We start from the raw sequence: 14,673 nt of genomic DNA on the forward strand, positions 1-14,673 counted from the left end.
GTCGACCCGCCGCTACGCGACGGGCTCGATGAGCTGCGGGCCGTCGTTCTTCACGCTGTTCACGGTGCGCGCGACCTCGTACTGCTCCAGGCCGGCCGCGACCGTCAGCGACTCGTGGTCGAGCAGGGCCAGCAGGTCGTCGGTGCCGAGGCCCCCGGCGCCACCGGTGCCGCCGCCGAGCCAGTCGTCGTAGCCGTCGGGCGTCAGGAACGCCGGCATGCGGTCGTGCACCTCGCCCGGGGCCACGTGGGCATCCCGCGTGATGATCGCCAGGGAGAGCCGCCACTTGTCCGGGTCGCCTTCGGGCTTCGTCGGGTCCGGCCAGGCGCTCACGACCCCGGCCATCGCCAGGGCGCCACCGGGCTCGTGGACGAAGTGGGGCTCCTTGCCGTCCTCGCGCACCACCCACTCGTAGTAGCCCTGCGCCGGCACGATGCAGCGGTTCGTCGCGAAGGCCCGCTTGAACATGCCGCTCGTCGCGACCGTCTCGATGCGGGCGTTGATCGGCTTCGGGCGCTGCTTCTGGAAGTCCTTCGCCCAGCTCGGCACGAAGCCCCAGCTGATCTGCGGCAGCTCGCGTTCGCCGTGCCGCTGGCGCACCGCGGACACGGGGTCGGTCGGGGCGACGTTCCAGCTCGGCACCAGGCCCGTCCCCACGACGCCGGTGTCCTGGTCCACGTGCTCGGTCCGGCCGGCGAGCTCACCGAGGAGCTCGGGCAACAGATCAGCCGTGGTGTCGGAGACGACGAACCTTCCACACATGCGCCCAGTGTGCTCTGTGCCCCCGACAGTCGCGCGGCCGGTGCTGTTGCGTCGTGTCGGCCTGTTCCGCTTCGTGAGCAGAAATGGTCGGGTCCCGTCACGCCACCCGACCATTTCTGCTCACGAGGTCGGGCCGGCGGGGACCTCGAGCGGCTCGGCGGCCTCGGCGGCGACCCGGGCGCGCTCGGAGCAGCCGAGGCGGACGACGTACTCGACGGGTCAGTCGCCCGGCAGCGAGAGCTTGCTGCCCTTCGGGGTGCCGGGACGGCCGCGGGCGGGCGGTGCCGGGGGGACGGGCGGGAGGGCCTCGGCCTCGACGCGCAGCTGCTCCTGACGGCTGAGGGTGCGGATGCCCCCGATGGCGGTGACGGCACCGCTCGCCGGGATGAGGATCCAGACCGCGGAGAGACCGACGATGTCGTCGTTCGTCGAGACTGTGAAGACGTTGAGCAGCACGGTCGCGAGCAACGCGAGCGCCCACCCTCCCAGCAGCAGGTACCCGCGGAACGCTGCCCGGACCAGCAGATCCCGGGTCTCGGGCATGCCGTGCAGGACGGCGTCACGGTGCTTCGGGTCGACCGCGGGAGGGTTGCGGCGGTAGTAGCGGGCGACCGCCTCTTGGGTGCGCCAGCCGATGCCGGGGATCGGCGGGACGTTCCAGCCCTTCGGCCCGACCGGTACGAAGCACGTGCCGATGAGTCCGATGCCGGAGGCGAACAGCACCGCCACGACGATCGCAGCGGCGACGGGGAGGGAGCCGTCGTCGAAGAACAGTCCGAGGACGACGAGTCCCGCCAGCGCGACGACAGCCACGATCACGCCGACGACCACGATGCGGCGGCGGCGCTGCACGCTGACGAGGGCGGGCAGTCGCTCCCGGTACACCTGCCACCCGATCTTGAACACGTGTCATGTCTACCCGGGCGTGCGGCGTCGTGGCTCGGGCGCTCGGTACTTCGTGAGCAGAAATGGTCGAGTGCGCTCGTGGGACCCGACCATTTCTGCTCACGAAGTGCGGCGCGGGTGCGGCGCGGTTGCGGCGCGGTTGCGGCGCGGGTGCGGCGCCGGCACGCCGCGGACACGCCCGGCGGCCCGGGCACGCGCGGGCTCCCGGGCCCGGCACCCCGGGCACGCGCAGCACACGTCCAGGTGGGCGCGATGACCTCGGATCCATGAGTCTCGACATCGTCTACACCGCAGCCGCCCACGCCACCGGAGGCGGCCGCGACGGGCACGTCCGCAGCGAGGACGACCGGCTCGACCTGGACACCCGCCCGCCGAAGGAGATGGGCGGCAGCGGCGAGGGCACCAACCCCGAGCAGCTGTTCGCCGCCGGGTACGCCGCGTGCTTCCTCGGCGCACTGCACGCCGCGGGCAAGGAACTCGACCTCGACACCACCGGCGCCGAGGTCTCCGCCGAGGTCGGCATCGGCAGCGCCGGCAACGGCGCCTTCGGCCTGGCCGTCGAGCTCGACGTCTACGCGCCGGCCGCCCCGCAGGAGCAGCGCCAGCGCCTGGCCGAGCGCGCGCACGAGATCTGCCCGTACTCGAACGCCACCCGCGGCAACATCACCGTCACGCTGTCGATCGTCGACTAGCGTTCCGGCGTGGTCACCGACGAGACGCGCTGCCCCTGCCTGAGCGGCAACCCCTACGGCGAGTGCTGCGGCCCCCTGCACCGCGGTGCGGCCGCGCCGACCGCGGAGCGCCTGATGCGCTCCCGCTTCAGTGCGTTCGCACTGGGACTACCGGAGTACCTGCTGCTCACCTGGCACCCGCGCACCCGTCCGGCGGGCCTCGAGTTGGACGCGTCCCAGCGCTGGACCCGGTTGGACGTCCTGACGACGACCTCGGGAGGCCCGTTCGACTCCCGGGGCACGGTCGCGTTCCGCGCGTGGTGGCGTTCCGACGACGACCGCGGGACGCTCGAGGAGACGAGCGAGTTCCTCCGCGAGCAGGGACGATGGTTCTACGTGGACGGTGTCGTCGCCTGACGGCTCCGCACCACGCCAGCTGACAGGAGTCGACATGCCCGCACGCGACCTCACCCGCTTCGGCGACCGGACCACGGCCGCCGAGGTCGTCGACGGCCTCGACCTGACGGGACGCACGGCGATCGTCACCGGCGCCGCGTCCGGCATCGGGGTGGAGACCACCCGAGCACTCGCCGGAGCCGGGGCGCGCGTGACGCTCGCCGTGCGGGACGTCGACGTCGGCCGACGGGTCGCGGACGACATCGCCCGGTCGACGGGGACGGACGCACCGGCCGTCGTCGAACTGCACCTGGACCGCCCGGGCTCCGTCGAGGCGTTCACCGCAGCGTGGTCTGGGCCGCTCGACGTCCTCGTCGCCAACGCCGGCATCATGGACGCGCCCGAGTCGTACACGCCCGCCGGGTGGGAGTCGCAGTTCGCCACGAACCACCTCGGGCACTTCGCCCTCGCGCTCGGGCTGCACGACGCCCTGGCGGCCTCGGGTTCGGCCCGCATCGTCTCGGTGTCGTCGAGCGGCCACGGCGGCTCGCCCGTCGTGTTCGACGACCTGTTCTTCCGCCGGCGTCCCTACGAGCCCGGTCTCGCCTACGGCCAGTCGAAGACCGCCAACGTGCTGTTCGCCGTCGCTGCCGGCCGGCGGTGGGCCGCCGACGGCATCACCGCGAACGCCCTGATGCCCGGCGGGATCTGGACCGGGCTGCAGAAGCACTGGGACCCGGAGGTCCTCGCCGCCACGAAGATCGCCGCCGCCGATGCCGTGAAGACCCCCGAGCAAGGAGCCGCGACCTCGGTCCTCCTCGCCACCGCACCCGAACTCGACGGGGTCACCGGCCGCTACTTCGAGGACTGCCACGAGGCAGCGGTGGTCGAACGGATCGAGGACGGCCTGCACGGCGTGCTGCCCTGGGCGCTCGACCCGGACCAGGCCGACCGGCTGTGGGACGTGTCCGTCGCGCTGCTCGACGCCGAGGCGCGGTCCCGCAGCTGACCACCGGGGGCGCCAGGGTCGTCGTCGTCGGCTAGTTGCTGATGACGGCGGGCAGGCCGACGGCCGCGCGCATCGCACGACGGACGGCGGCCTCGTCGGGCAGCAGCTCGTCCTCGTCACCGGTCAGGAAGAAGCGGATCTGCCCGATCGCCTGTTCGGTGAGCATGTCGAGACCGTTCAGCACCCGGCCGCCCGCACCGGCCCAACGCGACGCGACGGCGGTCGGCCACGGTTCGTAGGCGACGTCGAACAGCACGGCGTCCGACCCCGACGGCACCAGCTCGAGCGGGTCGGCCGCGCCGCCGGGAAGCGTCGACAGGACGAACCCGTGGTGGGTGCCGGGCAGGTCGCTGAGCGGCAGGACCTCGAGCGAGACGCCGAGCCGCACGGCCAGCTCCACGAGCGACCCGGCCTTCGCGGTGTCGCGCAGGAACACGCGCACGAGCGACGCCCCGAGCCGCACGGCCGCGGTCAGAGCGCTCGCCGCGGTCGCGCCACCGCCCAGGATCGTGGCCTCGCCGGGCACGTGCCCGAGCGCCTCGACCGGACGGACGAGACCTTGGACATCGGTGTTGGCGCCCGCGCGGACGATGCTGGAGCCCTCGTGGCGGAACGCCACCGTGTTGGCGACCCCGAGCTCATCGACCAACGGGGTCGTGCGGTCGAGGAGCGGCAGCACCTCGCGCTTGAGGGGCATCGTGAGACTCAGCCCGCGCCATCCGGGACCCAGCCCCGCGACGAACGCGTCGAGCCCGCCGGACGCGACCTCGTGCCTCCCGTACGACCACCCCAACCCGAGCGCGTCGTAGGCCGCTTCGTGGAGCGCGGGGGAGAGCGAATGCGCGATGGGGGAGCCGAGCACCGCGAGGCGCGTGCGGTCTGGATCTGGGACGGCCACGATCACCCAGCCTATCCAGCCGATTTCCTGAGCGCCCCGTTAGGTTAGGCTACCCTTCGTGATTCGCTCATCCCTTCGTCTCCGACGTGTCCTCGCCGCTGCGGGTGCCGTCGTCGCAGCCTCCCTCGTCCTCGCCGGCTGTGCCTCCGGCTCCAGCTCGTCCGAGTCGTCCTCGGGATCGTCGTCCGACGGCGCCTTCCCGGTGTCCATCACGACCGGCCTCGGCACCACGACGATCGACTCGCAGCCCAAGCGCGTCGTCGCACTCGGCTGGGGCGACGCCGAGACCGCGCTCGAGCTCGGCGTGCAGCCGGTCGGCGCGAGTGACTGGCTCGCCTTCGGTGGCGACGGTGTCGGCCCGTGGCTGAAGGACGCGTACACGAAGTCACCGAAGATCATCCAGACGCTCGAGCCGAGCTACGAGGACATCCTCAAGCTCAACCCGGACCTGATCCTCGACGTGAAGTCGTCGGGCGACAAGGACCGCTACGACAAGCTGTCCGCGATCGCGCCGACCGTCGCGATCCCGAAGGGCGGCGAGAACTACCTCGCCTCAACCGAGCAGCAGACCACGATGATCGCGAAGGCGCTCGGCAAGGAGTCCGAGGGCAAGAAGCTGCTCTCCGGCCTCGACGACGCGTACGCCGCGGCGCGCAAGGCGCACCCGGACTTCGAGGGCAAGACCGCCGTCGTCGGTGCGTACAGCTCCGAGGGCTTCGGCGCGTACGCCTCCACCGACAGCCGCTCGTCGTTCATGAAGAACCTCGGGTTCACGATCCCGTCGGCCATCGACAAGGAAGCCGGCAAGGCGTTCTCCGTCACGCTGTCCGACGAGAACCTCGACCTGCTCGACGCCGACCTGACGCTGATCCTGCCGATCTACGTCGACGCGTCGAAGGCCGAGGCTGACCCGCTGTTCCAGAAGGTGCCGTCGGTCGAGGCCGGCCATTACATCGTCTTCGACGACAAGGACGTGTCGTCGGCGTTCTCGATGGGCACCACCGCTGCGATCGAGTGGGCGCTCGACAAGCTGCCGGCCCAGTTCGAGGACAAGCTCGGCTGACCTGGCCTGACTTCACCCGCGAAAGCGACAGGGTGCCGCCGATGTTCGGCGGCACCCTGTCGCTTTCGCGGGGTGTTCGGGGCTGACGGTGTGGTCGGGACGGCTCAGACGGGGAAGCTCGAGCCGAGCAGCGCGAACAGCAGCGTGATCAGCGGGAGCGTGCCCTGCTTGAACGCGGAGTTGACGTACTTGCGGCCGGAGCCGATCAGGATCACCGCGGCGCCGAGCATGCTCGCGGTCGAGAACACGACGAGGGTCCAGCCGGTCGCGGTGTTGCCCGCCAGCACCAGCACGACACCGAGGATCGCGCCGATCGCCAGGAACAGGTTGTAGAACCCCTGGTTGAACGCGAGGGAGCGGGTCGCGTCGGCCTCGGTCTCGGTCGCGATGCCGAACACCTTGCGGGCGCGTGGACTCGTCCAGATGATGGATTCGAGGAACCAGATGTACACGTGGACGAGGCCAGCGAGGACCGCACACACGCCCGAGATCACGAGCAAGACCGACATGTGCTCATTCTCGCAGGCGTCGGCGGGGTTCGGCTGCGCGTCCGCCAGTAGGCTCGGGGCATGAGCGACGACGTCACCCCGCCCGAGCCCGAAGCGACGGCTGTCGCCGAACTCCGGAGCATCCGGCAGAGCATCGACAACATCGACGCCGCCGTCATCCACATGCTCGCCGAGCGCTTCAAGTACACCCAGCGAGTGGGGCACCTGAAGGCCGAATCGGGCATGCCCGCCGCCGACCCGGACCGCGAACAGATCCAGGTCGCACGGCTCCGGACCCTCGCCGCCGAGGCGCACCTCGACCCCGCCTTCGCGGAGAAGTTCCTCAACTTCATCGTCGCCGAGGTCATCCACCACCACGAGCGCATCGCCGGACGCGACGAATGAGCGTCGACCTGCCGACCCTGCTCGTCGGTTCCTACACCGCCACCGGCGGAGGGAACGCGACCGGCATCTCCCTGGTCGACGGCGGCGCTGCCCGCACGGGCGCCCGTGCGGACGCGGGCGCTCGTACCGTCGCGGTCGCTCGTACCGTCGCGGTGCTCGACGATCCCTCGTTCCTCGCCGTGTCGGGCGACCGTGTCTACGCCGTGTCCGAGACGAACGACGGCGGTGTCTCGGCCTTCCGGATGCAGAACGGCGCGCTCGAACACCTGTGGGACGCCTCCGCCGGCGGGGACGCCCCGTGCCACCTGCGGGTCGACCCGTCCGGGGCCCTCATCGTCACCAACTACGTCTCCGGCACCGTCACCGCCGTCTCCCTGGCGTCGGCCGAGTCGTTCTCCGCCTCGGTGCTCGCGAGCGACGGCGTCGTCCTGCCCGCCGACGGCGTGCACGGCCGCACCGACCGGCTCGCCGTCCCCGCCTCGGCCATCGCCGTCGCGACCCTGCCCGCCGCCACCGGCCCGGTGCAGGACCGGCAGGATGCGCCGCACGCGCACCAGTCCGTCGCGACGCCCGACGGCACGGTGCTCGTCGCCGACCTCGGCGGCGATGCACTGCACGAGTTCCGTGTGACCGTGTCGGCCGACGGCGTCCCCACGCTCGAGGCGCTGCGCGTGCACCACGTGGCGGCCGGCGTCGGCCCGCGGCACCTGGCCTGGTACGACGGCGACCTGTTCGTCGCCGGTGAGCTCGACGGCGCGGTCCACCGACTCCGCCGCGACGAGTCCGGCTCGCTCGTGACGATCGCCTCGACCCCGACGTTCGAGGGTGCGGTGGGGGAGTCGCTCCTCAGCCACATCGAGGTCGACGAAGCCGGACTCGTCACCGTCGCCGTCCGTGGCCGCGACCTGATCGTGGTGCTCGACGCTGCCGACGACGGGCTCGCGCTCGTCGGGTCCGCGTCGTGCGGGGGTGCCTGGCCGCGGCACTTCGCCCGGGTGCCCGGGTACGTGCTCGTCGCCAACGAGCGGTCGGACGCGATCGCCGTGCTGCCGATCGGTGCCGACGGTGTGCCGGGCGAGGCCGTCGAGCAGATCGCCGTCGGGACCCCGACGTGCATCGTCCCGCTCTGACGGCGTGTTTGCTGGTGCGCGCCTGACGCCGTCGTGTTGCGACAACGCCTCCATGTTCACGAGACGCCGCTGAACCCGGGGGCGTTTCGTCGACACGGAGGCGTCGCGCGCAGACGACGGCGTGTTCCGACTGGTCGCTAGCGCTCGATCAGGTTCTCGAACGGGCGACCCTCGGCCAGCGCGGCGACCTGCCGACGCATCAGCTCGATCGACCGCGGGACGCTCAGGTCGGTGTTGCCCCCGACGTGCGGCGTGAGGACCGTGTTCGGCGTCGTCCACAGCGGGTGGCCGTCGGGCAGGGGCTCGGGGTCGGTGACGTCGAGCGCCGCGAACAGCCGCTCGGACTGCAGCTCCGCCACCAGTGCATCGGTGTCGACGACCTTGCCGCGGGCGACGTTCACCACCAGGGCGCCGTCGGGCAGCGCGGCCAGCAGCTCGGCGTCGACCAGCCGCTCGGTCTCGTCCGTCAGCGGCGCGATGAGCACGAGGACGTCCGTCGTCGGTGCCAGCTCGGGCAGCTCGCCGAACGCGTGCACGTTGCGACCGTCCTGGTCGCGAGCGGTGCGGGCCACCACGGTGACCTCGGTGCGGAACGCCTCGAACCGGGTGGCGATCGCCGACCCGATCGCGCCGTAGCCGACGACCGTGACCCGGCGGTCGGCCAGGGAACGGGTCTTCCGGGCGTCCCACACCCCGTTGGCGCGATCGGCCTGGAACGCCCCGAGTTCACGCAGCGAAGTCAGCGCCAGCCCGACGGCGAGCTCGGCCGTCTCGTCGTCGTGGATCCCCCGACCGTTCGCCAGCTGGGCGTGACCGGGCACGTGCGGCACCGCGTGCTCGTAGCCGGCGCTCGGCAGCTGTAGGAGCTCGAGCGCCGGCAGGTCGTGCACGAACTGCCAGCGGTGCCGTCCACCGAAGTAGAACGGCAGGAACGTGATGGCGACGTCGTCCGGGCGACCGTACGGCGCCTCGACGTCCCACACGTCCAGCTCGATGCCGTCCGGCACGGGGCCGAACCGGTCGACGAGCTCCGCGAAGGGCAGGGTGACGATGAGCACGCGGTGTCCGCCGGGCCTAGGAGTCCGTGCGCGGCGAGAACGCACCGTCGGAGTCGAGCGGCCCACGGCCGACGTACCCCTCGGTGACGTCCTCGACGATCACGTCGCCGAAGCGGGCCGGCAGCGTCGCGTTGTGCGTGCCGCGGAGCTCGTCGAGCGTCGCCGTGAACGCACCCTGGACCTCGAGCGCGTTCGACGTGGCGTCGGTCACGCCGATGCGCAGGACCGGGAAGCCCCGACCGGCGCACAGGCCCTGGAAGCGGACGTCGTCCTCGCGCCGGACGGTCACGATGACGCGACCGGTCGACTCGGAGAACAGCGCGGTCGCCGTGTCGACGCCGTCGCGGGACTCGAGCTCGTCGAGGACCACGCGGGCGCCGAGGCCGAAGCGGAGCACGGACTCGGCGAGCGACTGGCCGAGGCCACCGTCCGCCAGGTCGTGCGCACTCGTCAGCAGCTGCTCGCCGCTCGCTGCGAAGAGCAGCTCGGCGAGCTCCTTCTCGCGACCGAGGTCCACCGCCGGCGGACGACCGCCGAGGTGTCCGTGCACCGTGCCGGCCCAGGCCGAACCGTCGAGCTCGAGGCTCGTCGTGCCGAGCAGGTAGATGTTGTGGCCGTCGTCCTGCCAGCCCGACGGGACGCGCTTGGCGACGTCGTCGATGACACCGAGCACACCGACGACCGGGGTCGGGTGGATCGGGGTCGAGCCGGTCTGGTTGTAGAACGACACGTTGCCGCCGGTGACCGGGATGCCGAGCTCCATGCAGCCGTCGGCCAGGCCCTCGACCGCCTCGGAGAACTGCCACATGACCTCGGGGTTCTCAGGGGAGCCGAAGTTCAAGCAGTCGGTGACCGCGGCGGGGACGGCACCGGTGACGGCGACGTTCCGGTACGCCTCGGCCAGGGCCAGACGAGCGCCCTGCTTCGGGTCGAGCTGGCAGTAGCGGCCGTTGGCGTCAGTGGCGATGGCGACACCGAGACCCGTTTCCTCGTCGACGCGGATCATGCCGCCGTCGTCGGGGAACGACAGCGCGGTGTTGCCGAGCACGTAGGTGTCGTACTGGTTCGTGACCCAGTTCTTCGACGCCAGGTTCGGCGAACCGAGCAGGCTGAGGAACTGCGCCTTGAGGGCGGGGCCGTCGGCTGGACGGTCGAGCGACGCCGCGGTGTCGGCCTGCAGTGCATCGATCCAGGTCGGGTAGGCGACCGGGCGGTCGTAGACCGGGCCGTCGACGGCGACGGTGCGCGGGTCGACGTTGACGATCTCTTGGCCCTGCCAGTCGATGACGAGACGGCCGGTGCCGGTGACCTCGCCCAGGACGCTGGTCTCGACCTCCCACTTGCCGACCACGGCGAGGAACTCGTCGAGCTTGTCGGGGCGGACGACCGCCATCATGCGCTCCTGGCTCTCCGACATCAGGATCTCTTCGGCCGTGAGCGTGGGGTCGCGCAGCAGGACGTCGTCGAGCGAGATGTGCATGCCGCCGTCGCCGTTGCTCGCGAGCTCGGACGTGGCGCAGGAGATGCCCGCGGCGCCGAGGTCCTGGATGCCCTCGACCAGTTCCTTCTGGAACAGCTCGAGGCAGCACTCGATCAGGACCTTCTCGGCGAAGGGGTCACCGACCTGGACGGCGGGACGCTTGGTCGGGCCGCCCTCGGTGAAGGTGTCGGACGCCAGGATCGACGCGCCGCCGATGCCGTCGCCACCGGTGCGGGCACCGAACAGCACGACCTTGTTGCCGGCACCGGACGCGTTCGCCAGGTGCAGGTCCTCGTGCCGCAGGACGCCGACCGCCAGGGCGTTGACCAGCGGGTTGCCCTGGTACACCGGGTCGAAGTAGGTCTCGCCGCCGATGTTCGGCAGGCCGAGGCAGTTGCCGTAGAACGAGATGCCACCGACGACGCCGTGCACGACGCGTGCGGTGTCCTCGTGGTCGATCGCGCCGAAGCGGAGCTGGTCCATCACGGCGACCGGGCGGGCGCCCATCGAGATGATGTCGCGGACGATGCCGCCGACGCCGGTCGCGGCGCCCTGGTACGGCTCGACGTAGGACGGGTGGTTGTGCGACTCGACCTTGAAGGTGACCGCCCAGCCGTTGCCGACGTCGACGACACCGGCGTTCTCGCCCATGCCGACCATCAGGTTCTTCGTCATCTCCGGCGTGACCTTCTTGCCGAACTGACGGAGGTAGTTCTTCGAGGACTTGTAGGAGCAGTGCTCGGACCACATGACGGAGTACATCGCCAGCTCGCCCGAGGTGGGGCGGCGGCCGAGGATCTCCTTGATGCGGGCGTACTCGTCCGGCTTCAGGCCCAGCGCGTCGTACGGCTGGTCCTTGTCGGGAGTCGCCGCGGCATCCTGCACGGTGTCGGGCTTCGGGCGCACGTAAGTCGTCACGGTGTTGTCGTTCCCTGTCACTGGAGTCGCGGCCGTCACTTGACGAGCGTCGACTCGATCACGGAGGTGAAGAAGGTGAGGCCGTCCGTGCCGGAGGCCATGGCAGCGGCGGTGTCCGGGCCGAAGCCGGGCTCGGTCGCGTGCTCGGGGTGCGGCATCAGGCCCACGACGTTGCCACGCTCGTTCGAGACGCCGGCGATGTCGTCGATGGACCCGTTCGGGTTCACGCCGACGTAGCGGAACACGACCTGGCCGTTGTCCTCGATGCGCTTGATCTCGTCGGCGTCGGCGACGAACCGGCCGTCGGCGTTCTTGAGCGGGATCGTGATCTCCTGCTGCGCGGTGAACCCGGAGGTCCAGGCGGTCGAGGTGGTCTCGACGCGGAGCTTCTGGTCGCGGCGGATGAACTGCTGGTGCGCGTTGCGGGTGTGCGCGCCGGGGACCAGGCGGGCCTCGGCCAGCATCTGGAAACCGTTGCAGATGCCGAGCACGGGCATGCCCTTGCCGGCGGCGTCGATGACCTCGGCCATGATCGGTGCCTTCGCGGCGATCGCACCGGCGCGCAGGTAGTCGCCGTACGAGAACCCACCGGGCAGCACGATGGCGTCGACGCCCTGCAGGTCGTGGTCGCCGTGCCAGAGGGCGACGGGGTCGGCGCCGGCGAGTCGGACCGCGCGCTGGGCGTCACGGTCGTCGAGGGAGCCGGGGAAGGTGATGACGCCGATGCGCATCCGGGTCACTGACCTTCGACGGTCACGGAGACGACGTCCTCGATGACCGCGTTCGAGAAGACGTCGGCGGCGATGTCGCGGACCTCGGCCAGCTTGGCGTCGTCGACGGGGCCGTCGACGGTCACCTCGAAGCGCTTGCCGATGCGGACGTTGGTCAGGTCGGCCTTGCCCAGACGGGCGAGGGCGTTGCCCACCGCCTTGCCCTGGGGGTCGAGGATCTCAGCCTTGGGCATGACCTCGACGACGATCGTTGGCACGTGTTCTCTCCAGCGCTTCAGGGGTGGGGGACGCGACCAGTCTACGGGGCGCGCGCGACACGCCGGGACGGATCCGGGCCTCCTGTGGAGAACGTGCTGTGCGTTTGCTCACCTGTGTTCGACTCCGTATATTCGAAGTCGAATAGTCCAGTCGGAAGACTGCCGCACCGATCCGTCAGGAGGCCCGCATGGCGTCGCTCACGCCCCTCGCGTTCGCCGCGCTCGACCTGCTGAACGAGGCACCGATGCACCCGTACGAGATGTTCCAGACGATGGTCCACCGGCAGGAGGAGCGGAACGTCAAGGTCCGCCCGGGCACGCTCTACCACCAGGTCGGCCGCCTTGCTGAGCTCGGGTTCGCCGAGGTCGTGGGCACCGACCGCGACGGCAACCGGCCGGAACGCACCACCTACACGATCACCGAAGCCGGTCGCGCAGCACTCGCGGACGGGCTCCGCCGCATGGTGGCGGAGCCCGCGGACGAGTACCCGGAGTTCCACCTGGCCCTCTCCGTGCTCGAGAACCTGCCGCACGCCGAGGCGGTCGGTGCCGTCCGGGCCCGGATCGTCGCACTCGAACAGGAGCGCGACGACTACGACCAGGCACTCCAGCGTGTGCAGGCCAAGCAGCTGACCGAGCGGTACTGGCTCGACGTGTCGTACGTCCGTGCGATGCTCGCCGCGCAGATCGAGTGGCTCAGCACCACCGTCGACCGCATCGCCAGCGGCGACCTCCCCTGGGACGGCCCGGCCGTCCCCACAGACACTGACTTCCCCACGAACAGCAAGGACACCACTCGATGACCACCGTCACGCCTCCGCGGACGACCGAGAAGAAGCCGTGGCCCGCCCTCTGGGCGCTCGTCGTGGGCTTCTTCATGATCCTCGTCGACTCGACCATCGTGTCGGTCGCCACCCCCACCATCGCCCAGAAGCTCGACGCGGACATCAACTCCGTGATCTGGGTGACGAGCGCGTACCTGCTCGCCTACGCCGTGCCGCTGCTCATCACCGGCCGTCTCGGTGACCGCTTCGGCCCGAAGGTCATGTACCAGATCGGCCTCGTGGTGTTCACGCTCGCCAGCCTCTGGTGCGGTCTGGCCGGGTCGATCGAGATGCTCATCGTGGCCCGCGTCGTGCAGGGCCTCGGCGCCGCGATGATGAGCCCGCAGACGATGTCCGTCATCACGCGCATCTTCCCGCCGCAGAACCGCGGTGCCGCGATGGGGCTCTGGGGCGCCGTCGCCGGTGTCGCCTCGCTCGTCGGCCCGATCGTCGGCGGCCTGCTCGTCGACGGCTTCGGCTGGGAGTGGATCTTCTTCGTGAACGTCCCGGTCGGTGTCGTGGCGTTCGTGCTCGCGCAGCGCTTCGTGCCGTCGTTCGACCGCCACGGGCACCGCTTCGACTACCTCGGCATCTTCCTGTCGGCGGCTGGCCTGTTCCTGCTCGTCTTCGGCATCCAGGAAGGCGAGACCTACGACTGGGGCGTCATCGCCGGGCCGATCTCGGTGTGGTCGCTCATCATCGTCGGGATCGTGGTGCTCGCCGGGTTCGTCGTCTGGCAGGGCGTGCAGAAGGGTGAGCCGCTGCTGCCCCTCGGCCTGTTCAAGGACCGCAACTTCACCCTGGCCAACGTCGCCATCACGGCCGTCGGTGTCGCGATCGCCTCGTTCGCGCTGCCGATCATGCTCTGGGCGCAGGACGTCCTGCGGTTCTCGCCGACCCAGGCGGCACTGCTCCTCGTGCCGCAGGCCGTGCTGTCCGCTGGCCTCGCCCCGCTCGTCGGCAAGAACCTCAACCGGTGGAACCCGCGCTGGGTCGCCGCGTTCGGTCTCGCGTGCTTCTCGGCCGGGCTGTTCTGGTTCGGCGCTCTGCTGTCGTCGAGTGCCGACTGGGGATGGGTGCTCCTGCCGAGCGCGCTCCTCGGCATCGCCAACGCCTGCATGTGGGGACCGCTGTCCGTCTCGGCGACGCGCAACCTGCCGCCGAAGCTGGCCGGTGCCGGCTCGGGCGTCTACAACACGACGCGTCAGATCGGTGCCGTGCTCGGTTCGGCCGGCATCGCGGCGCTGATGGAGGCCCGGATCACCGCGAACTTCCCGGCGTCGGCCGGCGGGACCTCCGCCGGTGGTGCCGAGCAGCAGGTCGGCGGACTGCCCGGGTTCCTGCTCGAGCCGTTCTCGCGGGCCATGGGTGAGTCGCTGTTCCTGCCGGCGATCGTGCTCATCGCGGCGATCGTGGCGGCGCTGTTCCTGGCGAAGCCGAAGCAGACCGTCGCCTGGCAGCAGACCGGTGGCGTGACCGCGCAGCCCGACGCGGAGGGCACTGCGCCGGCCGAGGGCGACGCGAAGCCGACCGAGCACGGCGTGCACGCTGCGGCAGCTGCTCCGGCGACTGCCGAGGCCGAGCTCGCCGCCATCGACCACCACGGCAAGCACGCCGACGCCTGACCCGCGCCGACCACCCGGGCCCCGGGCTGCTCCCACGAGCGGCCCGGGGCCT

At 71.0% G+C, this 14,673-nt stretch carries 16 protein-coding genes; 8 read left to right on the top strand and 8 right to left on the bottom strand.

Annotated features, from left to right (window positions below; genetic code table 11):
* Positions 1-12: 12 nt before the first annotated feature.
* Together ITJ60_RS15010 and ITJ60_RS15015 are read right to left on the bottom strand one after the other, a co-directional pair.
* Entirely contained in the window at positions 13-762 is a 750-nt protein-coding gene (locus ITJ60_RS15010; protein ID WP_194648504.1) for an SOS response-associated peptidase, read from the bottom strand.
* A 219-nt stretch (positions 763-981) separates the two neighbouring features.
* Positions 982-1,668: a hypothetical protein gene (locus ITJ60_RS15015; protein WP_194648505.1), complete on the bottom strand. Its 687-nt coding sequence runs from the start codon at positions 1,666-1,668 to the stop codon at positions 982-984.
* A 266-nt stretch (positions 1,669-1,934) separates the two neighbouring features.
* Here ITJ60_RS15015 and ITJ60_RS15020 point away from each other — a divergent pair, with 266 nt between their 5' ends.
* From ITJ60_RS15020 to ITJ60_RS15030, 3 genes are read left to right on the top strand one after another with little or no spacing between them, the layout of a single operon-like run.
* Positions 1,935-2,360, top strand: coding sequence for an organic hydroperoxide resistance protein (locus ITJ60_RS15020; protein WP_194648506.1), 426 nt, complete (start codon positions 1,935-1,937; stop codon positions 2,358-2,360).
* A 9-nt stretch (positions 2,361-2,369) separates the two neighbouring features.
* Positions 2,370-2,756: a YchJ family protein gene (locus ITJ60_RS15025; protein WP_194648507.1), complete on the top strand. Its 387-nt coding sequence runs from the start codon at positions 2,370-2,372 to the stop codon at positions 2,754-2,756.
* 34 nt (positions 2,757-2,790) lie between these two features.
* Entirely contained in the window at positions 2,791-3,744 is a 954-nt protein-coding gene (locus tag ITJ60_RS15030) for an SDR family NAD(P)-dependent oxidoreductase (protein WP_194648508.1), read from the top strand.
* A 31-nt stretch (positions 3,745-3,775) separates the two neighbouring features.
* Here ITJ60_RS15030 and ITJ60_RS15035 read toward each other — a convergent pair whose 3' ends face one another.
* Positions 3,776-4,642: a shikimate dehydrogenase family protein gene (locus tag ITJ60_RS15035; RefSeq protein ID WP_194648509.1), complete on the bottom strand. Its 867-nt coding sequence runs from the start codon at positions 4,640-4,642 to the stop codon at positions 3,776-3,778.
* 58 nt (positions 4,643-4,700) lie between these two features.
* Here ITJ60_RS15035 and ITJ60_RS15040 point away from each other — a divergent pair, with 58 nt between their 5' ends.
* Positions 4,701-5,705, top strand: coding sequence for an iron-siderophore ABC transporter substrate-binding protein (locus ITJ60_RS15040; protein ID WP_194648510.1), 1,005 nt, complete (start codon positions 4,701-4,703; stop codon positions 5,703-5,705).
* A gap of 104 nt (positions 5,706-5,809) precedes the next feature.
* On the opposite strand, the gene ITJ60_RS15045 is transcribed toward ITJ60_RS15040, so the two are convergent.
* The gene (locus ITJ60_RS15045; RefSeq protein WP_123340116.1) at positions 5,810-6,214 is read right to left on the bottom strand and encodes a DUF1304 domain-containing protein; all 405 of its coding nucleotides are present in this window, start codon (positions 6,212-6,214) and stop codon (positions 5,810-5,812) included.
* Between the two features lie 60 nt (positions 6,215-6,274).
* Here ITJ60_RS15045 and ITJ60_RS15050 point away from each other — a divergent pair, with 60 nt between their 5' ends.
* Both ITJ60_RS15050 and ITJ60_RS15055 read left to right on the top strand, forming a co-directional pair.
* Positions 6,275-6,598, top strand: a complete 324-nt coding sequence (locus ITJ60_RS15050; RefSeq protein WP_194648511.1) for a chorismate mutase — start codon at positions 6,275-6,277, stop codon at positions 6,596-6,598.
* The gene (locus ITJ60_RS15055) at positions 6,595-7,728 is read left to right on the top strand and encodes a lactonase family protein (protein WP_194648512.1); all 1,134 of its coding nucleotides are present in this window, start codon (positions 6,595-6,597) and stop codon (positions 7,726-7,728) included. Before ITJ60_RS15050 ends, ITJ60_RS15055 begins: the two co-directional genes overlap by 4 nt.
* 137 nt (positions 7,729-7,865) lie before the next feature.
* Here the strand turns inward: ITJ60_RS15055 and ITJ60_RS15060 are convergent, their stop codons facing one another.
* The 4 genes from ITJ60_RS15060 to purS are packed head-to-tail and all read right to left on the bottom strand — an operon-like array spanning position 7,866 to position 12,172.
* On the bottom strand, positions 7,866-8,786 hold the full coding sequence (locus tag ITJ60_RS15060; RefSeq protein ID WP_194648513.1) for a 2-hydroxyacid dehydrogenase: 921 nt from the start codon (positions 8,784-8,786) through the stop codon (positions 7,866-7,868).
* Positions 8,787-8,802: 16 nt separating this feature from the next.
* Positions 8,803-11,184 (bottom strand): phosphoribosylformylglycinamidine synthase subunit PurL, encoded by a 2,382-nt coding sequence (gene purL, locus ITJ60_RS15065; protein WP_243692490.1) that lies wholly within the window; start codon positions 11,182-11,184, stop codon positions 8,803-8,805.
* Positions 11,185-11,219: 35 nt separating this feature from the next.
* The gene (gene purQ / locus ITJ60_RS15070) at positions 11,220-11,915 is read right to left on the bottom strand and encodes a phosphoribosylformylglycinamidine synthase subunit PurQ (protein WP_111085606.1); all 696 of its coding nucleotides are present in this window, start codon (positions 11,913-11,915) and stop codon (positions 11,220-11,222) included.
* A 5-nt stretch (positions 11,916-11,920) separates the two neighbouring features.
* On the bottom strand, positions 11,921-12,172 hold the full coding sequence (gene purS, locus ITJ60_RS15075; RefSeq protein WP_017886272.1) for a phosphoribosylformylglycinamidine synthase subunit PurS: 252 nt from the start codon (positions 12,170-12,172) through the stop codon (positions 11,921-11,923).
* Between the two features lie 188 nt (positions 12,173-12,360).
* On the opposite strand from purS, the gene ITJ60_RS15080 reads away from it, so the two are divergent.
* Positions 12,361-12,975 carry a PadR family transcriptional regulator gene (locus ITJ60_RS15080; protein WP_194648514.1) on the top strand — a complete coding sequence of 205 codons (615 nt, stop codon included), beginning with the start codon at positions 12,361-12,363 and terminating at the stop codon, positions 12,973-12,975.
* Complete coding sequence (locus ITJ60_RS15085) at positions 12,972-14,621, top strand: DHA2 family efflux MFS transporter permease subunit (protein WP_194648515.1); 1,650 nt, start codon at positions 12,972-12,974, stop codon at positions 14,619-14,621. Before ITJ60_RS15080 ends, ITJ60_RS15085 begins: the two co-directional genes overlap by 4 nt.
* Positions 14,622-14,673 lie beyond the last annotated feature (52 nt).

Source organism: Curtobacterium sp. VKM Ac-2884, assembly GCF_015350945.1.
In the GTDB taxonomy this organism is placed as follows: Bacteria; Actinomycetota; Actinomycetes; order Actinomycetales; family Microbacteriaceae; genus Curtobacterium.